The organism is Kumtagia ephedrae (genome assembly GCF_003012745.1).
Lineage (GTDB): Bacteria > Pseudomonadota > Alphaproteobacteria > Rhizobiales > Rhizobiaceae > Kumtagia > Kumtagia ephedrae.
Genome location: NZ_PXYK01000020.1, coordinates 60,020 through 81,776, shown reverse-complemented (window position 1 = coordinate 81,776; position 21,757 = coordinate 60,020). Strand labels below are relative to the sequence as shown.

29 protein-coding genes are annotated in these 21,757 nt (G+C 66.1%); 14 read left to right on the top strand and 15 right to left on the bottom strand.

Annotated elements, in window-relative coordinates:
* Positions 1 to 124 precede the first annotated feature (124 nt).
* Both C7I84_RS19870 and C7I84_RS19865 read right to left on the bottom strand, forming a co-directional pair.
* Positions 125 to 2,203, bottom strand: a complete 2,079-nt coding sequence (locus C7I84_RS19870) for an ATP-binding protein (RefSeq protein ID WP_106773959.1) — start codon at positions 2,201 to 2,203, stop codon at positions 125 to 127.
* Between the two features lie 31 nt (positions 2,204 to 2,234).
* Positions 2,235 to 3,014, bottom strand: coding sequence for a response regulator (locus C7I84_RS19865; RefSeq protein ID WP_207771043.1), 780 nt, complete (start codon positions 3,012 to 3,014; stop codon positions 2,235 to 2,237).
* 45 nt (positions 3,015 to 3,059) lie between these two features.
* Between C7I84_RS19865 and C7I84_RS19860 the strand changes: the two genes are divergently transcribed.
* A complete protein-coding gene (locus tag C7I84_RS19860; protein ID WP_106773957.1) occupies positions 3,060 to 3,746 on the top strand; it encodes a winged helix-turn-helix domain-containing protein in 687 nt (228 codons plus the stop codon).
* 13 nt (positions 3,747 to 3,759) lie between these two features.
* Here C7I84_RS19860 and C7I84_RS30125 read toward each other — a convergent pair whose 3' ends face one another.
* Positions 3,760 to 3,918, bottom strand: a complete 159-nt coding sequence (locus C7I84_RS30125) for a hypothetical protein (RefSeq protein ID WP_165816145.1) — start codon at positions 3,916 to 3,918, stop codon at positions 3,760 to 3,762.
* Between the two features lie 156 nt (positions 3,919 to 4,074).
* Positions 4,075 to 4,245, bottom strand: a complete 171-nt coding sequence (locus C7I84_RS30385) for a hypothetical protein (RefSeq protein WP_207771042.1) — start codon at positions 4,243 to 4,245, stop codon at positions 4,075 to 4,077.
* A gap of 332 nt (positions 4,246 to 4,577) precedes the next feature.
* Here C7I84_RS30385 and C7I84_RS19855 point away from each other — a divergent pair, with 332 nt between their 5' ends.
* Positions 4,578 to 5,039 carry a L,D-transpeptidase gene (locus C7I84_RS19855; RefSeq protein WP_106773956.1) on the top strand — a complete coding sequence of 154 codons (462 nt, stop codon included), beginning with the start codon at positions 4,578 to 4,580 and terminating at the stop codon, positions 5,037 to 5,039.
* A 219-nt stretch (positions 5,040 to 5,258) separates the two neighbouring features.
* Here C7I84_RS19855 and C7I84_RS19850 read toward each other — a convergent pair whose 3' ends face one another.
* Genes C7I84_RS19850 through C7I84_RS19840 form a run of 3 tightly spaced genes read right to left on the bottom strand, consistent with a single transcriptional unit; the run spans position 5,259 to position 7,490 of the window.
* Entirely contained in the window at positions 5,259 to 6,191 is a 933-nt protein-coding gene (locus C7I84_RS19850) for a phosphatidate cytidylyltransferase (RefSeq protein WP_207771041.1), read from the bottom strand.
* The gene (locus C7I84_RS19845; RefSeq protein WP_106773954.1) at positions 6,191 to 6,859 is read right to left on the bottom strand and encodes a lysophospholipid acyltransferase family protein; all 669 of its coding nucleotides are present in this window, start codon (positions 6,857 to 6,859) and stop codon (positions 6,191 to 6,193) included. The genes C7I84_RS19850 and C7I84_RS19845 overlap by 1 nt, the downstream gene beginning before the upstream one ends.
* Before the next feature lie 25 nt (positions 6,860 to 6,884).
* Positions 6,885 to 7,490 carry a CDP-alcohol phosphatidyltransferase family protein gene (locus C7I84_RS19840; RefSeq protein ID WP_106773953.1) on the bottom strand — a complete coding sequence of 202 codons (606 nt, stop codon included), beginning with the start codon at positions 7,488 to 7,490 and terminating at the stop codon, positions 6,885 to 6,887.
* A gap of 110 nt (positions 7,491 to 7,600) precedes the next feature.
* On the opposite strand from C7I84_RS19840, the gene C7I84_RS19835 reads away from it, so the two are divergent.
* Positions 7,601 to 8,233 carry a TetR/AcrR family transcriptional regulator gene (locus tag C7I84_RS19835; RefSeq protein ID WP_165816144.1) on the top strand — a complete coding sequence of 211 codons (633 nt, stop codon included), beginning with the start codon at positions 7,601 to 7,603 and terminating at the stop codon, positions 8,231 to 8,233.
* Between the two features lie 161 nt (positions 8,234 to 8,394).
* Positions 8,395 to 8,538 carry a DUF1127 domain-containing protein gene (locus C7I84_RS19830; protein ID WP_106773951.1) on the top strand — a complete coding sequence of 48 codons (144 nt, stop codon included), beginning with the start codon at positions 8,395 to 8,397 and terminating at the stop codon, positions 8,536 to 8,538.
* A gap of 343 nt (positions 8,539 to 8,881) precedes the next feature.
* On the opposite strand, the gene C7I84_RS19825 is transcribed toward C7I84_RS19830, so the two are convergent.
* Entirely contained in the window at positions 8,882 to 9,163 is a 282-nt protein-coding gene (locus tag C7I84_RS19825) for a BrnA antitoxin family protein (RefSeq protein ID WP_207771040.1), read from the bottom strand.
* A 243-nt stretch (positions 9,164 to 9,406) separates the two neighbouring features.
* Between C7I84_RS19825 and C7I84_RS19820 the strand changes: the two genes are divergently transcribed.
* A complete protein-coding gene (locus C7I84_RS19820; protein WP_106773950.1) occupies positions 9,407 to 9,754 on the top strand; it encodes a DUF423 domain-containing protein in 348 nt (115 codons plus the stop codon).
* A 333-nt stretch (positions 9,755 to 10,087) separates the two neighbouring features.
* Complete coding sequence (locus C7I84_RS19815) at positions 10,088 to 10,921, top strand: phytanoyl-CoA dioxygenase family protein (protein ID WP_106773949.1); 834 nt, start codon at positions 10,088 to 10,090, stop codon at positions 10,919 to 10,921.
* A 28-nt stretch (positions 10,922 to 10,949) separates the two neighbouring features.
* Here the strand turns inward: C7I84_RS19815 and C7I84_RS19810 are convergent, their stop codons facing one another.
* From C7I84_RS19810 to C7I84_RS19790, 6 genes are read right to left on the bottom strand one after another with little or no spacing between them, the layout of a single operon-like run.
* Positions 10,950 to 11,225: a DUF1488 family protein gene (locus C7I84_RS19810; RefSeq protein ID WP_106773948.1), complete on the bottom strand. Its 276-nt coding sequence runs from the start codon at positions 11,223 to 11,225 to the stop codon at positions 10,950 to 10,952.
* On the bottom strand, positions 11,222 to 11,542 hold the full coding sequence (locus C7I84_RS19805) for a hypothetical protein (protein ID WP_106773947.1): 321 nt from the start codon (positions 11,540 to 11,542) through the stop codon (positions 11,222 to 11,224). Before C7I84_RS19805 ends, C7I84_RS19810 begins: the two co-directional genes overlap by 4 nt.
* Before the next feature lie 15 nt (positions 11,543 to 11,557).
* Complete coding sequence (locus C7I84_RS19800) at positions 11,558 to 11,779, bottom strand: hypothetical protein (RefSeq protein WP_106773946.1); 222 nt, start codon at positions 11,777 to 11,779, stop codon at positions 11,558 to 11,560.
* Between the two features lie 30 nt (positions 11,780 to 11,809).
* Positions 11,810 to 11,953: a hypothetical protein gene (locus C7I84_RS30120; protein ID WP_165816143.1), complete on the bottom strand. Its 144-nt coding sequence runs from the start codon at positions 11,951 to 11,953 to the stop codon at positions 11,810 to 11,812.
* Positions 11,946 to 12,236 carry a hypothetical protein gene (locus tag C7I84_RS19795; RefSeq protein WP_106773945.1) on the bottom strand — a complete coding sequence of 97 codons (291 nt, stop codon included), beginning with the start codon at positions 12,234 to 12,236 and terminating at the stop codon, positions 11,946 to 11,948. The genes C7I84_RS30120 and C7I84_RS19795 overlap by 8 nt, the downstream gene beginning before the upstream one ends.
* Positions 12,233 to 12,496, bottom strand: coding sequence for a hypothetical protein (locus C7I84_RS19790; protein WP_106773944.1), 264 nt, complete (start codon positions 12,494 to 12,496; stop codon positions 12,233 to 12,235). The genes C7I84_RS19795 and C7I84_RS19790 overlap by 4 nt, the downstream gene beginning before the upstream one ends.
* Before the next feature lie 648 nt (positions 12,497 to 13,144).
* Between C7I84_RS19790 and C7I84_RS19785 the strand changes: the two genes are divergently transcribed.
* Positions 13,145 to 13,537, top strand: a complete 393-nt coding sequence (locus C7I84_RS19785) for a hypothetical protein (protein WP_106773943.1) — start codon at positions 13,145 to 13,147, stop codon at positions 13,535 to 13,537.
* Between the two features lie 60 nt (positions 13,538 to 13,597).
* Complete coding sequence (locus tag C7I84_RS30115; RefSeq protein ID WP_165816142.1) at positions 13,598 to 13,765, top strand: hypothetical protein; 168 nt, start codon at positions 13,598 to 13,600, stop codon at positions 13,763 to 13,765.
* Positions 13,766 to 13,868: 103 nt separating this feature from the next.
* Here C7I84_RS30115 and C7I84_RS19780 read toward each other — a convergent pair whose 3' ends face one another.
* The gene (locus C7I84_RS19780; protein ID WP_106773942.1) at positions 13,869 to 14,537 is read right to left on the bottom strand and encodes a FadR/GntR family transcriptional regulator; all 669 of its coding nucleotides are present in this window, start codon (positions 14,535 to 14,537) and stop codon (positions 13,869 to 13,871) included.
* Between the two features lie 216 nt (positions 14,538 to 14,753).
* On the opposite strand from C7I84_RS19780, the gene C7I84_RS19775 reads away from it, so the two are divergent.
* From C7I84_RS19775 to C7I84_RS19745, 6 genes are all read left to right on the top strand, one after another.
* Positions 14,754 to 15,626, top strand: coding sequence for a fumarylacetoacetate hydrolase family protein (locus tag C7I84_RS19775; protein ID WP_245428510.1), 873 nt, complete (start codon positions 14,754 to 14,756; stop codon positions 15,624 to 15,626).
* A complete protein-coding gene (locus C7I84_RS19770; protein ID WP_106773940.1) occupies positions 15,623 to 16,399 on the top strand; it encodes an alpha/beta fold hydrolase in 777 nt (258 codons plus the stop codon). The genes C7I84_RS19775 and C7I84_RS19770 overlap by 4 nt, the downstream gene beginning before the upstream one ends.
* 245 nt (positions 16,400 to 16,644) lie before the next feature.
* On the top strand, positions 16,645 to 17,988 hold the full coding sequence (locus tag C7I84_RS19765; RefSeq protein ID WP_106773939.1) for a metal-dependent hydrolase family protein: 1,344 nt from the start codon (positions 16,645 to 16,647) through the stop codon (positions 17,986 to 17,988).
* Positions 17,989 to 18,302: 314 nt separating this feature from the next.
* Positions 18,303 to 19,349, top strand: a complete 1,047-nt coding sequence (locus tag C7I84_RS19755) for a branched-chain amino acid ABC transporter permease (protein WP_106773938.1) — start codon at positions 18,303 to 18,305, stop codon at positions 19,347 to 19,349.
* Positions 19,346 to 20,374, top strand: a complete 1,029-nt coding sequence (locus C7I84_RS19750; protein ID WP_106773937.1) for a branched-chain amino acid ABC transporter permease — start codon at positions 19,346 to 19,348, stop codon at positions 20,372 to 20,374. The genes C7I84_RS19755 and C7I84_RS19750 overlap by 4 nt, the downstream gene beginning before the upstream one ends.
* A 44-nt stretch (positions 20,375 to 20,418) precedes the next feature.
* The gene (locus C7I84_RS19745; protein WP_106773936.1) at positions 20,419 to 21,666 is read left to right on the top strand and encodes an ABC transporter substrate-binding protein; all 1,248 of its coding nucleotides are present in this window, start codon (positions 20,419 to 20,421) and stop codon (positions 21,664 to 21,666) included.
* The last annotated feature ends 91 nt before the right edge of the window (positions 21,667 to 21,757 follow it).

Below are 21,757 nucleotides of genomic sequence, written 5' to 3'. Positions count from 1 at the left end.
CCTTTGCCTGAGGGCTACAGCATGATCCTGAAAAGTCGCAGAAGTTGCAGCCTTTCGGACAAAAATCATGCGACAAAATAAAGAGACAGAGCGGAATGTCGATTAATCTTGGTCGTATTCCGCGCTACCGTTTCAGCTGGTCGTTGACGACCGCGAGAACGCCGCGCACGTCGAGCGTGCTGAACGGCTTTTCCAGGATCTGCGGACGATGGTCGGCCGGCAGCTCGTCGACTTCCGCGCGTGCCCCGATCATGTCGCCGGTCACCAGAACGAAGCGGTCGGCGAGGTCGGGACGTTTGGTGATCAGCTCGCGGAAGATGGCGAGGCCGTTGGCACCGGGCATTCTGAGGTCGCTGAAGACGATGTCGATCTCCTCCTCGCCAAGCACCTCCTCCGCGGTCGTCCAGGTCAGGACGCAGCGGGATTTGATGCCCATCAGCAGCAGCAGGTCCGACAGCGACGCGGCGACGTCCGGCTCGTCGTCGACGATGAGCGCATGGCTGATGCCGCTCGCCGAAGCCGGGCCAACGGCGAAGGAGTCGGCACCGCCGTTCACCGCCGGCAGCTCGACCACGAAACGGGCGCCGGTCGGGAATGCCGATTCATACCAGATGCGGCCCTTGTGGCGCTCGACGATCGACTTCGAGATGGACAGCCCGATGCCGGTGCCGACGCCCACCGGCTTGGTGGTGAAGTAGGATTCGAAGATGCGGTGGCGGATGTTGATCGGGATGCCGGGACCGTTGTCCTCGACCAGGAAGCCGCATTTGCCGTTGTCGCGGCGGAAGGTCCGCACCTTGATTCGCTTGTCGCCGGTCGAGGCGGCGAGGGCGTGCTGGCTGTTGACCAGCAGGTTGGCGGCGACCTGTGTGAGGTGGTCGGAATCGGCCATGACCGACAGCGCGCCGCGGATCAGGTCGGTTTCGATCATGATGCCGCTCGAGCGAGCGCCATAGGCCGTCACCTCCAGCGCGGCGCGGACCGCGTTGTTCAGGTCGACCTCGCCCTGGCTCGGCGGGTGCAGGCGCACCATGCCGAGGAAGCTCTTGACGATGCGGCCGCAGCGCTCCGCCGCCGCGCGCACCTTCTCGGCCCGCAGCTTGGTCTGCGGATCGGGCGCGAATTCGTGCAGCAGGGTCGATTGCGCCACCACCACGGCGAGCGGATTGTTCAGTTCGTGCGAGACGCCGGCCAGCAGCGAGCCCATCGCCGCCATCTTCTCGTTCTGGTGCAGCCGGTCGCGCTGGCGGTTGATCTCCTCCTCGGCGCGATGCTTGTCGCGCAGGTCGCGGATCGAACCGAAGATCAGGCGGCGGTCGGCGACCTGGATCTCGGTGGCGGTGAGCTCGATCGGAAAGACCTCGCCGGAGGCGTTCTGCGTCACCGTCTCCATGCGCTGGCCGATCATCGGCGCGCCGCGCCCGGCCATGTATTCGGCGCCGTTGGCGTAGCCCTCGCGGTAATATTGCGGGATCACGGTTTCCAGTAGGTCGCGGCCGAGAATTTCGTTGCGGCTGTAGCCGAACATCTTCTCGGCGGCGGGGTTGAACTCCATGATGCTGCCGGTCTCGTCGATGACGATGATGGCGTCGAGCGACGCCTTGACCATGGTCCGGCGGATGATCTCGCTCACATGCGCTTCCGAGAAGGAGCGCTCGATGGCGTCGCCGACGGCCATGGCGATGATCTCGATCGTTGCCACCTCGTCGTCCGACCATGCGCGCTCGCGCACGCAGTCGTTGACGGCGAGCGTGCCCCACAGATGGCCGTGCGCGAAGACCGACACGGACAGGAACGACTTGATGTGCTGCTCCTCGAAATCCCGGCGAAGGAAACCTTCGATGTCGCGGGTCAGGCCGGTAAAGATCTTGCCCTGCCTCACCTCGGTCGACAGGCGGTGCAGCAGTGGATCGGCTTCGGCAATCTCCTGGCTGATCGTCGTCGGGGAGCCGGCGATGCCCTCGAGCGATTCGTCGGCCCAGTATGCCGCGATCGACTGGGAAAAGCCCTTGTCGGGCAGTTCGCGCAGCCGGAACAGGATACCGCGATGGCTGTTCGTCCCGCGGGCGAGCGCCTCTAGCACCTCCGGTACGACCCGCTGCCAGTCAGGCGCCTGCCGCAGCAGACGGGTCAGCCGGAGCGCCGCCACGGTAGTGCCGTCGGCCCCGGGCCTTGCAGCCTCTCGGATGTCCCGTTCATGCATCGGTGCAGTCTCCGGCGGGCTTTCGTCCGCCTCAGTGCGTGTCTTCCGGCAGCGCGAATATGTAACCCTCGCCGCGTACCGTGCGCAGGTAGCGCGGATTGGCCGGATCGGCCTCGATCTTCTTGCGCAGCCGCATGACGCGGATGTCGACGGCGCGGGACGTCTCCGGCTCCTCGCCAAGGCCGATGGCCTCGGACAGGGCGGCGCGCGTAAGCAGGCGGTTCGGGCGCGACAGGAAAACCTCCAGCACGTCGAATTCGCTCTTGGCCATCTCGATCACGGTGCCGCCGCTGCCGGTGAGCACCCGGCCGTCGAGATCGGCGCTGAAGTCACCGAAGGCAACCGCGCGCCGCGCCGGCTCTTCGCCGGCGGTTCGGTGCGGCGGAATCTCCTCGGGCGGCGGGACCCGGCGCAGCACGCTGCGCACGCGCGCCAGCAGTTCCCTGAGCTCGTACGGCTTCACCATGTAGTCGTCTGCGCCCAGCTCCAGGCCGACGATGCGGTCGATCGCGGTGCCGGCGGCGGTCGCATAGATGATGCCCACCGGCATCCTCGAGCGTAGCCAGCGGCCGAGCGACAGGCCATCCTCGCCGGGCATGGCGATGTCGAGGATCGCCAGATGGAAGGAAGAGGTCTCGACGGCGGCGCGCATGGCGTCGGCGCTTTCCAGCGCGGTCACGTCATAGCCGTTGGCGCCGAGATATTCGGCTACCGCCTCCCGCAGGTCGGGCTCGTCCTCGACGATGGCTATTCTGGCGCGCAGGTCCGTCTGGCCTCCAAATTTGCCGGAAACTAGATTAGGTTGCAACATGATGTCCAGTCGGGTTCGCGTTGCGGACAGAATATCGGGATAAAGATGACGCGAAGACCAACGGTTGCACTTGCTTGTCTCCCGGAAGCATTTGCCGAACAGTTCGGCGATTATCTCGATCGGCGCGGCTATGACGTGCGTCGCGCCGACGAGGAATGGGAACTTCGGCCGCTGCTGGCATCACCGCGGATCGACGTGCTCGTGCTCGGCGACGAACTGCCGTCGGCGGCGGTTTTAAGCCTGCTGCGCCGGCTGCAGGGCGAGTCCGATCCCTGCGTCGTGCTGTTGCGCACCAGGACCGAACTGGTCGAGACGGTGCTCGCGCTCGAACTCGGCGCGGCGGACGTCATCGATGCGCCGGCCGACATGCGCGAGCTGGCGGCTCGCATCGCCGGGCTGCTCGTCCGCCGCGGCAGGCCGGGACCGGAACTGGTCTCGCTGGAGAACGCCACCGTCGACGTGCGTTCGGCCCTGGTCATGCATCGCTCCGGGGAGGAGGAGCAGCTGTCGCCCGGACAGGTGGCGCTGCTCAAGCTGTTCCTCGCCAATCCGCGCAAGGTGCTGAGCCGCGACGACATTATCGCGGCGGCGCCGGCCGAGAGCACCGAGGCGTTCGACCGGTCGATCGATTCGCGCATCGTGCGGCTACGCCGCAAGCTCGACACCGACACGATCGTCACGATCCGCGGAACCGGATACCGGTTCGATCCGCCGGCCGACTGGCCGGAATGATCGGCGTGCGCTTCTACAGGCGGACGGCGTCCGCCGGCACGACCGTCTCGGCGGCGACATTCTGCGCGCTGACGCGATCCCGCAGCAGGACGGTGGCCGCGCCCGCGAAACACAGCACGACCTGAACATAGATCAGGGCGGTCAGGACGCCCGAGGCGAGTTTGGAGTTCATGTCCAATTTCCCAAAACCGGCGCATCGCTCCGCGACGATCCGATGAGCCGAGTGCATTTGAAACCGTGTCGGCGCAGGTGTGTCGGATCGTCGACGCCGCCTTAACGCGCGGTGCCGCGGAAGGTTCAACGCCGAACCTCCACCGGCCGTCTTTTCTCAAGCGGCGGGAATTTCCCCGACCTGGGTTGCCGGCTCGGCCGGCAACCGGCTTGCGCCGCCGTCTTCCGTCCGCGCTGCCCGGCCCGCATCGGCCAGAAGGCCGATCACAGCCAGGGCTGCCGTCGCGATGACGACCCGCTTCAGCCACAGGTAAGTGCTCCCCCGCATGCGTTCTTCAGTCCACTTTCGTTACTGAGCACAATCATGTCCGGATGTATCGGGACGATGCCGCAACGATGAGGCATTGTTGCATTCGCGTTACCAAGCCTCTTGGCCCTGGAATGCGGCACCTTGCCGGGCGACCGGATAGTGGCTTGGAAACCGAAGTGCAGCCTTCTATGACCACATGTGACCGAACTTGTCCAGACTATTTATTCATTTCGGGCAAATTCGGGCGAAATCGGATACAAAATCGAAACGTAGCGACAAACAAGCGAAATAGAATCGAAACATGACGTTGCGATAAGCCCGCCCGGAAAGACGAGGGGAGGGACCCGGACATGAGCAGGATTCTTTCGGCGAAACTCATCAACATCGCCGCCGCCGGAACGATGGCGGCCATGGCGCTGCTTCTCGATGCCGGCGCGGCCGAAGCGTCGAGCGGAAAGCTCGTCGCGCAGGTGTCGCTGTCAACGCAGACGATGCACGTGTCGATCGACGGCCGGCCCACCTTCGCCTGGAAGGTGTCCACGGCGGGGAAGGGCTACGTGACCCCGACGGGTTCGTTCAGGCCAACGCGCATGCACCGGATGTGGTACTCGCGCAAATACGACAACGCGCCGATGCCGCACTCGGTGTTTTTTCACGGCGGTTATGCCGTGCATGCGACCGACGCCATAAAACGGCTCGGCCGCCCCGCCTCGCACGGCTGCATAAGGCTGCACCCCAGCGACGCCGCCGATTTCTACGGCCTGGTCGAGACGTTCGGGCCGACCAACACCAGCATCGTGATCACGCAGTAGGGCAGTAGGGCAGTAGGGCAGTAGGGCAGTAGGGCAGTAGGGCAGTAGGGCAGTAGGGCAGTAGGAGTCTCCCTCTCGGGAACAGCGGGTTAAGCGCGCATCGATAAATACCGGTTATCCCGCCGGGATAAAGGTTGACGTCTGCGTGAACTCGCGTTCCCTTCTACTGCCCTACTGCCCTACTGCCCTACTGCCCTACTGCCCTACTGCCCTACTGCCCTAAACAGTCCAAAAATACCGCACGATGTGAAAGAACACCGGCGCGGCGAAGACCAGGCTGTCGGCGCGGTCGAGCATGCCGCCGTGGCCTTCGATCATGTGGCCCCAGTCCTTCACGCCCTGGTCGCGCTTGATCGCCGAGGCGACCAGCCCGCCGAGAAAGCCCATCAGGCAGACGGCGAAGGCGACGACCGCCGCCTGCAGCGCCGTGAACGGCGTGAGGAAGGACAGTCCGGCGCCGAGCAGGCATGCGGACGCCACTCCCCCGACCAGGCCTTCCCAGGTCTTCGACGGCGACACCGCCGGGGCCACGCTGCGGCGGCCGAGCAGCTTTCCGAAGACATATTGCAGCACGTCGCTGCCCTGCACGGTGATGATCAGGAAGGCCACGAGCAGGAGATGGCGTCCCTCGAAGCCCGGGATCTCCAGCGTCAGCAGCGCCGGCACGTGGCTGACGCAGTAGACCACCAGCATCACTGCCCATTGCTGGGCGGCCACCCGTTCGAGGAAACGCTCGGTATCCCCCTGCAGCGCGGTCACCGCGGGCATCAGCAGGAAGCAGTAGACCGGGATGAAGATGGTGAAGAGGCCGTACCAGGCGGTCCATACCAGCCAGTACTGGAACGGTATAATCGCCAGGAACATGGCGAGCAGCACCCAGTGGTCGCCGCGGCGGGTGTGCGTCAGCGTCACGAACTCGCGCAGCGCCGCAAACGAGATCAGCGCGAACAGCACGGTCATGCCGGTCATGCCGAAGATGAAGGCGACGCCGATCAGCGCCACCATAACCCACCAGGCCTGGATACGCTGGTTGAGATTGACGAGCACGGGGCCGACCGGGTCGCCCGAGCGCCAGGCGAGCAGCGCCGAGACGAGGCTCGCGGCCACGAGCACGCCGCCCAGGCCGAGAAAGAGCAGGGTGGTCTCGCGCATCATCTCCTGTCCCCCCGCCGGTGCGGTCTCAGCGCAAGCAGCGCGGCGTGCGCGCGGTTGAGGAAATCCAAACGATCCTCGCCGTCGCCGATCGCGATCGGCGGCCCGAAGACGACGCGGCAGAGCAGCGGCACGGGCAGGAACTGGCCTTTCGGCAGCACGCGCGACATGTTCTCGATCCAGCACGGCACCAGTTCGACCCGCGGCCGCGCCATGGCCAGATTGTAGAGGCCGGAGCGGAAGCGCAGCAGCGGTTCGTCCTCCGTCATGTTGCGCGTGCCCTCGGGAAAGAGGATCAGCGAATAGCCCTGGTCGAGCACGCCGAGCATGGCGTTGACCGGATTGTCCGCCGGCTCCTTCCAGTCGCGACGGATGAGCACGGACGACAGCATGTCCTCGGCGATGAAGCGGCGCAGACGCGACTTGCCCCAGTAGTCGGCCGCGGCCACCGCGCGGGTGCGCTGGCGCTCCTGTTCAGGCAGGCAGGCGGACAGCAGGATGAAGTCGCCGTGGCTGGCATGGTTGGCGAAATAGATGCGCTGGCGTTCCGACGACGCGCTGCCGATCCAGATCGGCCTGACCCCGGTGATCGCCCGCGCCAGCGCCGACAGGCCGATGGAACTCGTCCGGTGCAACTGGCGGGAGAGGAAGCTTCGCAACCCGTTCATGGTCTTCTGCCGTGTGGAGGGGTTGTCACGCAGTCGGCCGCAGGCCGGCGCGGACGCGGTTGACAATGGTGGCGAGCGACAGCAGCGCCAGGATCGGGAACACGTAGGGCGCTATCGCGGCAATCCGCAGGTCGGCGGCGAGCAACACGGCGAGCAGCCCGAGCGCGAAAGCGCGGTCGCTCTTGCCGAACGGCCCGGCATAGTTGCGGCCGATCCCGGCGGGGATGCCGAGCACGCCGGCGAATTCGACGGCCACCGCCGCGACGGCGAAGGCGACGACGCCCCAGGCGGGGAAGGCCGGGACGGCGGCGAAGCACAGGATCAGGGCGATATCCGATGCGACGTCGCATAACTCGTTGAGGTACATGCCGAAGGTCGAAGCCTGGCCGTGCTCGCGCGCCAGCATGCCGTCGACGGCGTTCAGCGCCATGCGCAGAAACAGGGCCAACGGGATGAGCAGGAAGATTTCGCGCCCCTGCGGGAACGCCACGACCATCGCGGCGGCGGCGAACGACAGCAGCGCGGCCGCGACGGTCACCTGATTGGCCGTCACGCCGGCCCCGGCCAGCCGCCTCACCAGCGGCCGCAGCCTCGCCTGGAAAGCCGGCTTCAGCGTGTAGAGCGTCGCCATTGCCCGATGATCCCTTGACTTGAACCCCGTTCACGTTATCTCTGCCACAATTATGAACAGCGTTCAAGGATTATTTGAACGCTGTTCATGGCCGGATGAAGGAAGAGCAATTGACCGGGAAGACCCAGCAGCGACGCGAAAGGCTGCGCCAGGCGCTGATCGAGGCGGCCGAGCGCAGGATCGCGCAAACCGGCTATCGCTCGCTGACGGCTCGCGACATGGCGGCGGAGGCGGGCTGCGCGGTGGGCGCCATCTACAACATCTTCGCCGACATGGATGCGCTGGCGGCGGCCGTCAACTCGCGCACCGCCGAGCGGCTAGAAGCAGCGGTCACCGGGGCGCTTGCGGCGGAGGCCGGCGGCGATCCCAAGCGCCAGCTCGTCCAGCTCGGCCGCACCTATCTCGCCTTCGTCATCGACAACCCGCTGCTGTGGTCGGCCATCTTCGAGCTCGGCGCGCGTGCCGGCCCCGACTTCGCGGCGCGCCGGGAGGCGGAGAACGCCCGGCTGATCGGCCACGTCGTCAGGCCGCTCCGGCTGCTCCTGCCGGCCGAGACGGAGGAGCGCCTGGCGCTGGTGGCGCGCGCCCTGTTCGCGGCCGTGCACGGCATCGTCAGCCTCGGGCAGCAGCGGCGCTTCCTCGGCGTGCCGCCCTCGGAAGTCGCGGCGCAGATCACCTTCATCGTCGAGGCCTTCTGCGACGGCGTCGCGGCGCATCGCGATATTGCGCCGCACAAGGCGTGAACCGCCTCCAAACGTGGCACAATCTGCCTTAAACGCTGGCATACAGCCTTGCATTTGTGCATTGCAACCATGCAAAGGCATCCATTCAAATTCGAAGGGCGGTCTCTTATCTCAGCGTCGCAACGAGAACATCGGCACGCAAGAAAAAAGAGAGACCAACCATGAACATCATCCGCAACTACCGCAACTGGCGCCGTTATCGCGACACCGTCAACGAGCTGAGCCGCCTTTCCAATCGCGAGCTCGCCGACCTCGGCATCAGCCGCGCCGACATCACCGTGGTGGCCGCCAAGGGCCGCCAGTAAACATCGGTTTTCGCTGCGGTTTTCTCCTCCCAGCCGCGGCGACAAGGACCGGCATTCGTTCCCCTCCTCCTCCCCCAGAATGCCGGTTTTCTCGAGCCCGTCGGTTCCCACCGACGGGCTTTTTTCTTGTCGGCATCGCTGAAAAAGGGGATGAATTTCCTGCGTGCCGGAGTCGCGGCGCGCAATCGTCCAGCAAAATCAACGGTCTGCCTCCGGAAACCGGCCTGCGAGGCGCGGAATTTGCTCACAACCGCTGAAACCGGCTCTTCCCGGGGCATTTTGCTTGCCAAAAGCGCGAAGCCGGCGCCGGATGGCTGCTGGCCGAAGCGTCCGCCCAGCAACGCTAATCGTCGTTGGAGGCGTCGAGCTCCTCGGGGCGCTTGCCGGTGTCGCCGGCACCGCCGAGGCCGGCCGCCTCCCGCAGTGCAGCATTGATGCGCTCCTGCCAGCCCGGCCCGTCCGCCTGGAAATGGTCGAGCACGTCGCGCTCGAGCCGCAGCGTCACCGTTTCGCGGGCGGCGCTGCGGACGGGCGCTTGCGCCTGCACGGCCGGTGCCGGTTTTCGCTTGAAGACTGCCTCCGCCGCGGCGAGAGGGTCGCCGGGCCGCCGGGTCCGCGTTGCCATGATCATTCTCCGTGTTGCCTGCATTTTTCCGCCATTCCAACCGTAACGTCGCTTCCAGTCAAACGCACGGGTTCTTGCGAGGTTTCCGTGCGGGGCCGCCCGGTGCGGCGATCGGCCGACTGGCGCAACGGTCCCGCGGCGGGTAGGCGGGGCATAGGGCAGGGGTCGGCGCCCAGCAGGGCAAGCGTCCATCGTCCCGATCCCTGCCGGACAGCAGCCGCGGTGTGCCCGGAGCCTTTGCAGATGACCGACACTGCCGACCGCATACTGATCCTGCTCGCCGGCCTGGCGGGCGCGCTGGGCGTCGCCCTGTCGGCCGCCGCGGCACATCGGGGCGGAGCGAACCTGCAGACCGCCGCGACCTTCCTGCTGGTGCATGCCCCGGCGCTGATCGGGCTGTCGCTGCTGGCTTTCAGGACGGCGCGCCTGGGTGGCTACGTGCTGGCCGTCGCCCTGGTGCTGTTCTGCGGCGACCTGGCTGCCCGCGACTTTCTCGGCGAGCGGCTGTTCGCCTACGCCGCACCGGCCGGCGGCACGCTGCTGATCGCCGGCTGGGTTCTGGTGGCGGTGTCGGCGCTTTTGCGACGCTGAGGCTGAGCCGGCTTCTTATATCCCGACGGTTCCGACCCCGCATTTGCCTGTGACGAGGCCCCCCTTCTCCGGCCCTTCGGGCCACCTCTCCCCCACTATGTGGGGGCGAGGAACCCAGGCTGGAGAGGCGCCGGCATCGCGGCAGCGGTTCCTCGCCCCCACATAGTGGGGGAGAGGTGGCCCGAAAGGCCGGAGAGGGGGTTTCGATCAGAACCCGCGACCGGCGGTATGGCTTCCAGCCCGGGCGGCGTTGCCAACCCGAACTCTTGCTCATAATATGAGCGCTCATCAGCGCCGTATGACCAGCGGCGGGACGAACCTGGGAGGAAAACCATGACCGTTCACACGGCCGCGGCCGCCATCGACGTTTCGGCCGACATCGCGACGCTGACGGCGGACGGCATCGTCGGCAGGAAAGGCGCCTTCAGCCGCGACTTCGCCGAGGCGATGCGCGAGGACATGATGACGGCGTTTTGGAAGGCGATCCAGCGCCCGGGCGGTGCGGTCGGGCGTGGGCCGCGCCGCTGGTATGTGGAAATCCACCCGCAGGAGTTTTCCGGCTTCGTCGAGCTGACCACCCATCCCTGGGTGGTGGCGATGTGCGAGGCGGCACTCGGGCCGGACTACAAAATCGTCGAGATCGGCTTCGACACGCCGTTCCAGGGCGCCAAGAACCAACCCTGGCACCGCGACTTCCCGTCGCCTCAAGACACCTATCGCGACCGCCGCATCACCTCGCTCGCCTTCAACCTGACCGGCGTCGACGTCACCGAGGACATGGGGCCGTTCGAGGTGGCGCCGGGCACGCAGTATGTCGACGGCCGCGACTGGAAGCACGAAATGTTCCCGCCCGAGGAAATTTGGGGGCAGTTTTCGGCAAAAGGCGTGAAGAAATACCCGAAAATGGGCGACATCTCCTGCCGTTCGGCGCTGACCATCCACCGCGGCACGGCGCATCCCTCGCCGATCGCCCGGCCGGTGATGGTGCTCGGCGTCGACGCGCCGGGTGCGGGCCACGACAAGCTGCACGACCTGATGGTGACGCAGGATTATTACGACGTCCTGCCGGCAAGGGTGCGCGAGCATCTCGTCTGCCGGGTGGTCGAGGAACTCGTGCCGGTGACGCAGAAGCACGACATCGAGGGGCTGGTGATGGGGGTGGAATAGGATTGGAACGCCGCATGCGCGGCGTATGTCAGCGGAAATCGGCGGCGGTCAGGGTGTAGGAGGGACGGCGGCCCTGGGTATAAGCCTTGCGGGCGACCTCATGGATCGAACTGCGGGCCGCGTCGAAGGCGGCGAGACAATCGGCTTCGCCCGGCCCGGTCCTGCCCGGCGCTCGAAGCGGTCCCGCGAGCGCGCCGGCCTCAATGAAGAACGGCACTTCGAACATGCCGTCATGGCCGATGAAGCGAACCGCGTTCCTCGTCTCGTCGAAGCTGCGGCTCGGATTGGGAAAGCCCAGGGTCATGACCGCGCCGCTCCGATCTCGCCGGACATCCGGGCATACCCTTCGACCCGCTGCCTGCGGCGGTGCTCGTTGCGAAGGTTGAGAGACGTCATGCCCGTGGTGGCGGCGGACCGGCTGAGGCCGGTCATCGAACCGCCGCCGATGTCGGCCGGGACGCCCGTGAAGACGTGATAGATGCTCCAGGTGCCGTCCGCTTCGACCCGGCGACCATAATGATGATCCATGGAATCGCGGCCGGAGGTTCCGCCTTCATTTTCCCAGATGTCGATTGCCAGCGCGTGCCGTCCGTTGTCGGTTCCATTGTCATGAACGTGCATGATGGTGGCCTTTCTTTAAAAACTGGCGGCGTCGAGCCTGCCTGAATAGATCTCGTTGCCGTCGATATCGGCGATCGACACGGCATCTGGCCGCTGGGGCATGCTGAGCGTGCGCGACAGAGAGCGCGCGATCCTGATCGCGCCCTCGACATCGGCCGCCTCGTCCATTTCGCGCCCGAGGATCGCGCGAGCGTCGTCCTGCCAGCGGGTGCGGTAGAACTCGATCACGATCTTCATCGGCGCGCCCGCCCTCCGCGTTGTGGCGGCTCAGCCCTTTGTCTTGCCGCGGATCCCGTTGGCGTTCGCGGCGAGCTTGATCTGGTTGCCGACCGTGTTTTCCGCTTTCGGCGGCGCCTTTTCCTGCTTCGGTTTGCGGATCTCGCGGTTGCCGCGCTTTTGTTCCTTAGCCATCGCCGAACGTCCTTTCGATGAGGCCTGCGCCCTCCGACGACGTGTCCGCCGGCTGCAGGCTGTCTTCCGTCGTCACCCGTTCGTGACGCTCGCCGTCGCTATGAATGCGGTATTGCGGTGCGTTTCCGCTCGGCGGGAGCGTCGCGGTGATGCGATAGATTTCCGAATCCTTCGGAAAGCTCCCAAAGTCGTTCCTCAGCCGGACGGTTTGCCCGACCGCGAAACGATGGGACGCGGCCTCATGCCGGATCGGTCGCCCTGTACGCCGGGTCGTGGCGGTCATGATCCTGTCCGATCCTGTGCCAGTGCGGCATCGAGGAAGGCCGGGTCGAGCGGCACCAGATGCCGCGTCGAAGCCCGGCTCGCGATCGCCGGCAGGTGGATGAAGGCGGCTACGCGCCGCCATGCGATCCGCGAGTTGCCGTCGACGACTTCCTCGTCATGGTCGACGAGATAGTCTCCGGGCGGTTGCGGCGTATCGAAACCCGGTAGCGAGAAGGCCGACGGGAAGTGGACGACCGTCTGCGTGGTACGAGCGTTCATGGTCGGCAGTCCTCCGCAGGACCGCGCGGAGGGCGCATCCTGCATCGCTCCAATCCGAACCGGAACCATGCCGCCAGTACATCCGTGGTCGGCGCGCGTTCCAAGGTTCGAACGGAGCGGCATGCGGCGCCAGGATCGGCGCTGCAATTCGCTTTCGAGAATTCGGTAGTCAGTGGCGGGTCTGAGGTCTCTGACACCGCGAGAGCCAAGGCGGCCAAATCAACGAACTCCATACATAGGCGAAAGCGTCGATTAAAACAAGGAAAAATCCCGTATAGAGCGGCGCCCAGACGTAATGAAAAAATAAAAATCCAAGAATTTTGTGCGAAAAGAGGCGTGTCATCCTCTCGTGTGGATGTAGTTTTTCTCTGGCCTTCTCGAATTATTTTTTTAGGATTTTGGGTTTTTCAAGAAAATTTCAGTAATCCTATCATTCAAGCGCAAAAGGCGCTATGGAGGGAAGCGGTCGCCCTATGCGCCGGCTGCGGAAAGAATCCTCATCGGAATTCCGGCGACTCCACGACCGCATCGTCATTCGACGCGCGCGCAAGGCGTGGGCGTAACCTGTCCTCGATCCAGACGCCCGAATGCCTGCCGGCAACAGCCAAAGCGGGCAGGGCCGGGATATCACCACAACGGAGCAGTTCCATGGCCATGCAGAGCAGCAGCAAGACATCGCTCGCCCAGCGTTGGGAAGACTACAAGCCGTCGAAATCGGCCCTCGTATGGGCTTGCGCCGCCACCGCGGTTGCCACGATGATCGTCGGATTCACCTGGGGCGGCTGGGTTACCGGCGGCACGTCGCGCATGGCGGCCACTGCGGCCGGGGATGTCGCCCGCGGGGACCTGGCGTCGGTCGTGTGTGCCGAGCGCTTCAAGGCCGCTCCGGATTCGGCGGCGCGCCTCGTCGAACTCAACGCCATCACCGATACCTATAAGAGACGGCAGTTCGTCGAAGCCGGCGGCTGGGCAACGATGCCGGGACAGACATCGCCCGACAGGCGCGGCGCCGAAGGCTGTGCCGTGGCGCTCGCGACCTGAGCCCCGGAATGCCGTTGCGAGCGGATTGAGCCGCGGACATTTCCCAAGGAGCCACATCCAATGATCTCTTATAAAAAGACGGTCGAAGCGCCGCCCTTGTCCAAGGAACCCGAAGACCAGGGCTCTGAGCAGATCCAGGACGCCGCTGTGGAGCGAAACCGCAAGGCCGATACCGACGGCACGCGCCGTCGCGCCCGGCAAACGGCGGCGGACAACAAGCTTATCTGATCGCCGTCCTGCCCTGTCGTCAAACGGCGGGGAGGCCGGCCGCCGGCGGCGCAGGTCGAGACGAGATGCGTTCCGCCGAGCTGTGCCGGGTTCGAGGAAGAATTCACCGCCCCAGCAGATTCCGCGCCACCGTGCCGAGATGCGCCGTCATGGCGGCCCGCGCCGCTTCGGGGTCGCGGCGCAGCAGCGCGTCGACGATCTTTTCGTGCTCGTCGCAATAGGCGAGGCGGCGCTCTTCCGAGAAGGAGCGTTTCTTCATCTCGAACCAGGGCGACTGGTTGCGCAATATGCGCATGAGATTGTGCAACTCTTTCAAGAACTCGTTGCGCGAGCAGGCGAAGATGCGGTGGTGGAATTCCGCGTCCCAATGCTCGAAGCCGGGCATGTCGGTGGCCTCGCAGGCGGTGCGGTAGGCGTCGCGCACGGCGTTCAGCTCGCCAATGGTGGCGTTGGTGGCGGCGAAGGCGGCGGCGGCGGGCTCCAGCAGGTGGCGCACCTCCATCATGTCGGCCGGGCTGGTGCCCTCCATGCGCGCCACCACCGCGGCCAGCGAATTGGGATCGGGGGCGGCGAGGAAGGTGCCGCGGCCGACCTGGCGCACCACCGTGCCGTCCTCCTCAAGCAGGCCGACGGCGCGCCGGACCGTGTTGCGCGCGACCTTGAACTCGTCGGCGAGATCGCGCTCCGGCGGCATGCGGCCGTTCTCCCACTCGCCGTCGGAGATCCGCTTCTTCAGCGCGAGCGCGATGTCGCCGGCAACGAGTTTTGGCATCGGAGTCTCTATCTGAACCGATAATGGACCAATCTAGCCGGCTCCGGCGTGCCGGTCCACTGGAATTCCGCATTTTTGGTGGTGATTTACAAGAAAATCAGCCGGATTGGTAAGCGGCGGGCTTGCGAAAGGAACCAATCGACGCTAGCCTGATCAAAATAGCCTTTGATTGGTTCATTAAAGGCGCAAATAGATAGGGAGGAGCATCGGGTGAGGGTGGCCACGTTTTCGATCGCCGGCGAGCGCCGGGTCGGCCTCGTCGATGCCGGCGGCGCCAGCGTCGCGCCGTTCGACCTGCCGGTGGAGCGGGCCGAAGCCGGCGTGCTGGCGCTGATCGATCTCAACGGCGCCGGGCTGCCGCGCACGCTGTCGCCGCTGCCGCTCGCCCAGGTGACGCTGGAGGCGCCGATCCCCAAGCCGCGGCGCAACATCTTCTGCGTCGGCAAGAATTATCACGAGCACGCGCACGAATTCGCCAGGAGCGGCTTCGATTCGAGTGCGGCGGCCGGCGCGGTGCCGAAAAATCCGATCATCTTTTCCAAGGTGCCGGAGAGCGTGATCGCGACGCAGGCGAATGTGGTGATCGACCCGGCGGTGTCGGCGGCGATCGACTACGAGGCGGAGCTCGCCGTCATCATCGGCAAGGAGGGGCGGGGGATTTCGCGGGAAAACGCGTTCGACCATGTGTGGGGCTACACCATCGTCAACGACGTGACGGCGCGCGACCTGCAGGGAAAATACAGCCAGTGGCTGATCGGCAAGTCGCAGGACACGTTCTGCCCGATGGGGCCGTGGGCGGTGACCCGGGACGAGATCGACCTGGAACGGACCGGCATACGCTGCTTCGTCAACGGTGAATTGAGGCAGGATTCGCGGCTGCCGCTGCTCATCTTCGACATCCCGACCATCATCGCGACGCTGTCGCAGGGCATCACGCTGAAGCCCGGCGACATCATTGCCACCGGCACGCCGGCCGGCGTCGGCATCGGCTTCTCGCCGCCGAAATATCTCAAGGCCGGCGACACGGTGCGGGTCGAGATCGACGGCATCGGCGTCTTGGAGAATTTCGTGACGGAGCGGGCGCAATGACGACGGTTTCGGTCGGTCCGGCCGTCGCCGAGGTTTTTGGCGAAGGCTTTCCGGTGGTGATGATCCACGGGCTCGGCGGCACGTCCAACATGTTCGAGCCGCAGATGCGGGCGCTTTCCGGCTGCCGGGTGGTGCGGGTCGACCTGCCGGGATCGGGGCGCTCGCCGCGGCCGGTCGAGCCGCTGACGATCGAAGGCATGGCGCAGGCGGTGCTGAAGGTGATGGAGGCGACCGGCGTCGGGAAGGCGCATGTCGTCGGCCATTCGATGGGCACGATCGTGGCGCAGCAGATCGCAGCGGAGAGGCCGGAGAAGGTGGCCTCGCTCACGCTGTTCGGCGCGCTGGCGGAGCCGACGGAGGCGACGCGCAACGGCCTGCAGGCGCGGGCGAGGCTGGCGCGCTCGGGCGGGATGTCGGACATCGCCGACCAGATCGTCGCCAACGCCGTCTCGGCGCATACGCGCGAGCATTCTGCGGCGGCGGCGGCCTTCGTGCGGGAATCGATCACGCGACAGGACGCGGAATCCTATGCGCTGAGCTGCGAGGCGCTGGCCAGGGCGCAGGCGGTGGACGCCGGGCGCATCAAGGCGCCGGCGCTGCTCGTCACCGGCGATGCCGACACGGTGAACCCGCCGGGCGTGGCGCAGGCGCTTGCCGACAAGATCAAGGGGGCCGTATTCTCCTCGCTCGACCGCTGCGGCCACTGGGCCACGGTGGAGGCGCCGGGCGAATGCGGCCGCAGGCTGGCCGATTTTATCAGGCGGTTCGGGTGAGGATCGAGCCTTGAGGAAACTGCCCGGCATCATACCCCCACCCCTGACCCCTCCCCTCAAGGGGGAGGGGAACTCCGCCGCTGCCGTTTGGACCGAAAATGTCGAGGTTCGGCGCGAGACGGCGATGCCGCAAAATCCCCCTCCCCCTTGAGGGGAGGGGTCAGGGGTGGGGGTATGATGCCGGGCTGATGAGGGCGGCGCGACTGTAGACGCGACGAATCTGGCGCAGCCATCGGGAGGAAGACATGGCGGACGACTGGAACAACGGCTGGAGCGGCAACGGCTCCGCCAGCACGCTTTTCACCAATGTGCGCATCCTCGACGCGACGGGGGAGTATCCCTACACCGGCGAGGTGCTGGTGCAGGGCAACCGCATCAAGCAGATCACCCGCGGCTCGTCGCGCTTCGGCTCGTCGTCGGGCTATGGCGGCGGGATGTCGGGCGGCGCCACCGTGATCGACGGCATGGGCGCGACGCTGATGCCGGGCATGATCGACGCGCATCTGCATCTCTCCTGGAACAACGCGCCCGGCATCGACCCGATCCAGATGATGGAGCTGGAAGAGCACATGCTGGTCACCATGGAGATGGCCAAGCTGGTGCTGGATGCCGGTTTTACCGCCGGGCGCGGTGCCGCGGCGGCGAAGCCCAGGCTTGACGTGGTGGCGAAGAAATTCATCAACCAGGGGCGGTTCCCCGGGCCGCGCTACCTCGCCGCCGGGCCGGAGATCACCACGGTGGGCGGGCTGGGCGACGCCGCGCCCTCGCACATCCCGCATGAGGGGCTGAATCTCGGCCTCGTCGTGTCGGGGCCGGAGGAGATCCGCCGTACGGTGCGCCAGCTCATCAAATACGGCGTCGATTCGATCAAACTCAACCTCTCCGGCGAGGCGCTGACCGGCATGGGCGCGGAAGAGACGCCGATGTCGGAGGAGGAGGTGGCGATGGCCGCTTCCGAGGCGCGCTGCCGCAACAAGGTCCTGTCGGCGCATGCCCGCTCCTCCGGGTCGGTCAAGCAGTGCATCCGCCACGGCATCCAGAACATCTATCACGCCTCCTTCGCCGACGAGGAGGCACTCGACATGCTGGAGGCGGCGAAGGACCGGCATTTCGTCGCGCCCGGCATCGCCTGGCTGATCAACACGGCGCGCTATGCCGAGCCGTGGGGCATCAAGCCCGGATCGCCGGTGGCGATGGAATATGAGCGCGAGCTGGAGATGTGCGTCGACACGATGAAGAAGATGCACCGGCGCGGCATCAGGATCTGCATCGGCGGCGATTACGGTTTCGCCTGGACGCCGCAGGGGACGAACGCCAAGGACATCGAGACTTTCGTCACCATGCTCGGCTTCTCGCCGATGGAGGCGATCCTGGCGGCGACCAAATATGGCGGGCAGATCATGGGCATGAGCGACGAGCTCGGCATGGTCAAGGAGGGTTATCTCGCCGACCTGCTGCTGGTCGACGGCGACCCGATCGCCGACGTGCGCATCCTTCAGGACAGGAACCGGATTCTTGCGATCATGAAGGACGGGAAATTCCACCGGGCGCCGAAGATGAACGAGGCGCGGCGCAGGCTGACGGCGTAGGTGGTCGACTCGATGGCCGCACTCCGTCGCACCCCCCTCTGTCCTGCCGGACATCTCCCCCTCAAGGGGGGAGATTGGCCGGCCGCTTTGGGTTCGCCAATCGCCATTGCAGGGCAAGCGATAGCGGCGAAGCTGCCAATCTCCCCCTTTGAGGGGGAGATGTTCGGCCCATTCGACAAGCTCAGGACAGAGGGGGGTGGGACGGAGTGCGGCCGGGGACAGTTTACTTTCTTTCGGCAGAAACGCCGCGGCAGTTCAGACGTCGCGCGGGCCGAAAAAAGTAAACTGTCCCCCAGTTCCCCGAGGCACCCCGCATGAGCCTGTTCGAGCAACCGCGCACCTCGGTCGAAGGCGGCGGCATCACGCGAAGGCAGGCGTGGGGTTTCTTCTGGCTGATCGTCGCGGCGGTCGTCGCCTGGATGATCTTCGCCGTCTGGCCGGCCTGGCTGAACGCGGTGCTGATCTCGAAGAAGGCGTTCGTCAGCGCCGTGCTCAACGGACTGACGCTGGCGGGGCTGTATTTCCTCGTCGCCAGCGGGTTCACGCTGGTGTTCGGGCTGATGCGCAACGTCAACCTGGCGCATGGTTCGCTCTATCTGCTCGGCGCCTATATCGGCTACGAGGTCGGAGCGCGCACCGGCTATTGGCTGCTCGGGGTGGCCGCGGGCTTCCTTGTGCTGGCGGCGGTCGGCGTGGTGATGCAGGTGCTGGTGTTCCGCAGGCTGGAGGGCGACGACCTGCGGCAGACGCTGGTGACCATCGGCATCTCCATCGTCGCGGCCGACCTGATGCTGGCCGTGTGGGGCGGGCAGACCTACCAGCTGGCGACGCCGGCATGGCTGGACGGCGCGGTGACGATGCCGGTCATCACCGCCGTGCGCTCCAACGGCGCGTCGGTGTTCCTCACCTATCCGTTCTATCGCATCGTCGTGCTCGTCGCCGCTGTGGTCATCGGCGTCGGGCTGTGGCTGATGCTGAACCGCACGCGCGTCGGCATGATGATCCGCGCCGGGGTGGACGACCGCGCCATGCTGTCGGCATCGGGCGTCAACGTGCATGCCGTGTTCGCCATCGTCTTCGCGGTCGGCGCCGGGCTGGCGGGTTTCGCCGGCGTGGTCGGCGGCTCGGCCCTGTCGGTGGCGCCGGGCGAGGACGTGCGCTACCTGCTGGCGTCGCTGGTGGTCGTGATCGTCGGAGGCATGGGCTCGATCACCGGAGCGGCGATCGGCGCGCTGCTGATCGGGCTCGCCGAGCAGATCGGGCTGGTCTACTTCCCGACCTACGGCGTGGTGCTGACCTTCATCATCATGGTGGTGACGCTGGCGATCCGGCCGCAAGGCATCATGGGGAAGGCGCGATGACGGCCGTCGTCTCCGCCCCCGGCGCCCCGGCGCGGCCGACGGTGATCGACCGGATCGGCGCCGCGCACATCCCGCTGGCTGCCGTCCTGCTGCTCTATCCCGCTTTCGCCTCCGACTTCTTCCTCACGCAGATCGGCGGCTACTCGCTGATCTTCGGCATGATCGGCCTGTCGCTGATGGTGCTGGCCGGCTATGGCGGCATGGTCAGCCTGGCGCAGATCACGGTCGCCGGCATCGCCGGCTACGCGGTGGCCATCCTCGGGCTCAACAATTCGGGCGTGCACGGCTTCGGCTGGCCGTGGTGGATCGTCGTGCCCTTCGCCGTCCTGCTCGCGGCGACGGCCTCGGCGCTGATCGGCTGGATCGCGGTCAGGACCGAGGGCATCTACACGATCATGATCACGCTGGCGATCGCCACGGCGGCCTTCTATTTCGCCCAGCAGAATTACACCATCTTCAACGGCTTTCCAGGTTTCAACGGCCTGCGCGCGCCGGAATTCTGGGGCGTCAACTGGCGCGATCCGGTGCCGTTCTACTATCTCTGCCTGGGGTGCGCAGCGCTCGCCTATGCGGCGGTGCTCTACTGCTCGCGCTCGACCTTCGGCCTGACGCTGCAGGCGATCCGCGACAACCCGCGGCGCATGCGCGCCATCGGCTACCACGTCACCGCGCACAAGGTGTTCGCCTGGTTCCTGGCGGGCCTGATCGCCGGACTGGCCGGCGTGCTGCTGATCTGGTTCAACGGCCGCGTCTCGCCGGGCACGATCAACGTGGCGGCCGCCATCAACGTGCTGGTGATCGCGGTGATCGGCGGGCTGAAGCATCCGGTCGGACCGTTCCTCGGCGCGGTGGTGGTGGTGCTGATGCAGACCTTCGCCATCGACATCGTCGGGGCCGAGCGCTTCAACACGCTGATCGGGCTGGTCTTCCTGGCGATCGTCTTCGTCTCGCCGGACGGCCTGCTCGGGCTCTGGAGCCGTCTCAAGCCGCATCTGGCGCAGCAGCCGCTGCGCTCCGGGCCGTGAGGTCCAAATCGTCGACATCCATGGTCAACAAGGGAGGAAAAACCATGAAACTTCACAGACGCAGCCTGCTTGCACTGGCGCTGGCGACGGGGCTGACGGCGCCGTCGCTGGCACTCGCCCAGGACGACACGATCAAGATCGGCCTGCTCGCCACCTTCGAGGGGCCGTTCACGGTGCTCGGCGAGGACGGCGAGCGCGGTGCCATGACGGCGGTCGAGGAACTCGGCGGCACCGCCGGCGGCAAGAAGATCGAGATCGTAAAAGGCTCGTCCGACGCCTCGCCCGACAGCGCGGTGCGGGCGGCGCGAAAACTGGTCGAGCAGGACGGCGTGAAGGTGCTGGTCGGGCCGCTGTCGGGCGACGAGGGCATCGCGGTCAAGGACTATGCCAAGACGCAGCCCGGCGTGACCTTCCTGAACGGTGCCTCGGCGGCGCAGGACACCACCTTCCGCGACCCGGCGGAGAATTTCTTCCGCTTCGGCACCGACGGCGCGCAGTGGATGGCCGGGCTCGGCACCTATGCCTTCAACGACAAGGGCTACAAGACCGTGGCGGTCGTGGCGGAGGACTATTCCTTCCCCTACACGCAGGTGTTCGGCTTCATGGCCGAGTTCTGCAAGGCCGGCGGCAAGGTGCCGTCGAAGTCCTGGGTGCCGATCGGCAACAAGGACTATTCCTCGGTCATCGCGGCGCTGCCGGACGACGTCGACGCCATCTATGTGGCGCTGGGCGGCGCCGACGCCGTCAACTTCCTGACGCAGTACCAGCAGTCCGGCGGCTCGGCGCCGCTGGTGGGCGGCTCGATCACCGTCGACCAGACGGTGCTGACCTCGCAGGGCAAGACCCGCGAGGTGCTGATCGGCACGCCGGCCGCCGGCCCGACGGCGGACACCAACGACGCGCCGGCCTGGCTTGCCTTCACCGAGGCCTACAAGAAGCAGCCCAACGCCTTCCCGTCGCCGTCGCTGTTCGCACATGCTTATTACATCAACATGAAGGCGGCGATCCTCGGCCTGAACGAGGTGAACGGCGACGTGTCGGACGGCGGCGCGAAGCTGCGCGAGGCGCTGGCGAAGCTCTCCTTCGACACGCCGACCGGAAAGGTGTCGCTCGACAAGAACCGCAATGCGATCGCCGACATCTACCTGACCGAAGTGGTCGAGGGGCCGGACGGCAATCTGCTCAACAAGCTGATCAAGGTGGTGCCGCAGGTCAACCAGACGCTCGGCATCGAGGAGGCCGAGTTCAAGGCGCTCGGCGCGGTCAGCCGCGACAATCCGAGCTGCGAGTGAGCGATTAGCTTAGAAAATGATCGTGGCGCTCCTTCGCACCCCCCTCTGTCCTGCCGGACATCTCCCCCGCAAGGGGGGAGATTGGCAGCTT

Coding starts and splice junctions, on each gene's coding strand:
- C7I84_RS19870 (WP_106773959.1), bottom strand. CDS start 2,203: ATGCATGAACGGGACATCCGAGAGGCTGCAAGGCCCGGGGCCGACGGC.
- C7I84_RS19830 (WP_106773951.1), top strand. CDS start 8,395: ATGAACATCATCCGCAACTACCGCAACTGGCGCCGTTATCGCGACACC.
- C7I84_RS19795 (WP_106773945.1), bottom strand. CDS start 12,236: ATGACCGCCACGACCCGGCGTACAGGGCGACCGATCCGGCATGAGGCC.
- C7I84_RS19860 (WP_106773957.1), top strand. CDS start 3,060: ATGACGCGAAGACCAACGGTTGCACTTGCTTGTCTCCCGGAAGCATTT.
- C7I84_RS19800 (WP_106773946.1), bottom strand. CDS start 11,779: ATGAAGATCGTGATCGAGTTCTACCGCACCCGCTGGCAGGACGACGCT.
- C7I84_RS19820 (WP_106773950.1), top strand. CDS start 9,407: ATGACCGACACTGCCGACCGCATACTGATCCTGCTCGCCGGCCTGGCG.
- C7I84_RS19765 (WP_106773939.1), top strand. CDS start 16,645: ATGGCGGACGACTGGAACAACGGCTGGAGCGGCAACGGCTCCGCCAGC.
- C7I84_RS19750 (WP_106773937.1), top strand. CDS start 19,346: ATGACGGCCGTCGTCTCCGCCCCCGGCGCCCCGGCGCGGCCGACGGTG.
- C7I84_RS30120 (WP_165816143.1), bottom strand. CDS start 11,953: ATGGCTAAGGAACAAAAGCGCGGCAACCGCGAGATCCGCAAACCGAAG.
- C7I84_RS19845 (WP_106773954.1), bottom strand. CDS start 6,859: ATGAACGGGTTGCGAAGCTTCCTCTCCCGCCAGTTGCACCGGACGAGT.
- C7I84_RS19790 (WP_106773944.1), bottom strand. CDS start 12,496: ATGAACGCTCGTACCACGCAGACGGTCGTCCACTTCCCGTCGGCCTTC.
- C7I84_RS30125 (WP_165816145.1), bottom strand. CDS start 3,918: ATGAACTCCAAACTCGCCTCGGGCGTCCTGACCGCCCTGATCTATGTT.
- C7I84_RS19770 (WP_106773940.1), top strand. CDS start 15,623: ATGACGACGGTTTCGGTCGGTCCGGCCGTCGCCGAGGTTTTTGGCGAA.
- C7I84_RS19745 (WP_106773936.1), top strand. CDS start 20,419: ATGAAACTTCACAGACGCAGCCTGCTTGCACTGGCGCTGGCGACGGGG.
- C7I84_RS19855 (WP_106773956.1), top strand. CDS start 4,578: ATGAGCAGGATTCTTTCGGCGAAACTCATCAACATCGCCGCCGCCGGA.
- C7I84_RS30115 (WP_165816142.1), top strand. CDS start 13,598: ATGATCTCTTATAAAAAGACGGTCGAAGCGCCGCCCTTGTCCAAGGAA.
- C7I84_RS19810 (WP_106773948.1), bottom strand. CDS start 11,225: ATGACCCTGGGCTTTCCCAATCCGAGCCGCAGCTTCGACGAGACGAGG.
- C7I84_RS19865 (WP_207771043.1), bottom strand. CDS start 3,014: ATGTTGCAACCTAATCTAGTTTCCGGCAAATTTGGAGGCCAGACGGAC.
- C7I84_RS19840 (WP_106773953.1), bottom strand. CDS start 7,490: ATGGCGACGCTCTACACGCTGAAGCCGGCTTTCCAGGCGAGGCTGCGG.
- C7I84_RS19850 (WP_207771041.1), bottom strand. CDS start 6,191: ATGCGCGAGACCACCCTGCTCTTTCTCGGCCTGGGCGGCGTGCTCGTG.
- C7I84_RS19755 (WP_106773938.1), top strand. CDS start 18,303: ATGAGCCTGTTCGAGCAACCGCGCACCTCGGTCGAAGGCGGCGGCATC.
- C7I84_RS19825 (WP_207771040.1), bottom strand. CDS start 9,163: ATGGCAACGCGGACCCGGCGGCCCGGCGACCCTCTCGCCGCGGCGGAG.
- C7I84_RS19780 (WP_106773942.1), bottom strand. CDS start 14,537: ATGCCAAAACTCGTTGCCGGCGACATCGCGCTCGCGCTGAAGAAGCGG.
- C7I84_RS19785 (WP_106773943.1), top strand. CDS start 13,145: ATGGCCATGCAGAGCAGCAGCAAGACATCGCTCGCCCAGCGTTGGGAA.
- C7I84_RS30385 (WP_207771042.1), bottom strand. CDS start 4,245: ATGCGGGGGAGCACTTACCTGTGGCTGAAGCGGGTCGTCATCGCGACG.
- C7I84_RS19815 (WP_106773949.1), top strand. CDS start 10,088: ATGACCGTTCACACGGCCGCGGCCGCCATCGACGTTTCGGCCGACATC.
- C7I84_RS19805 (WP_106773947.1), bottom strand. CDS start 11,542: ATGCACGTTCATGACAATGGAACCGACAACGGACGGCACGCGCTGGCA.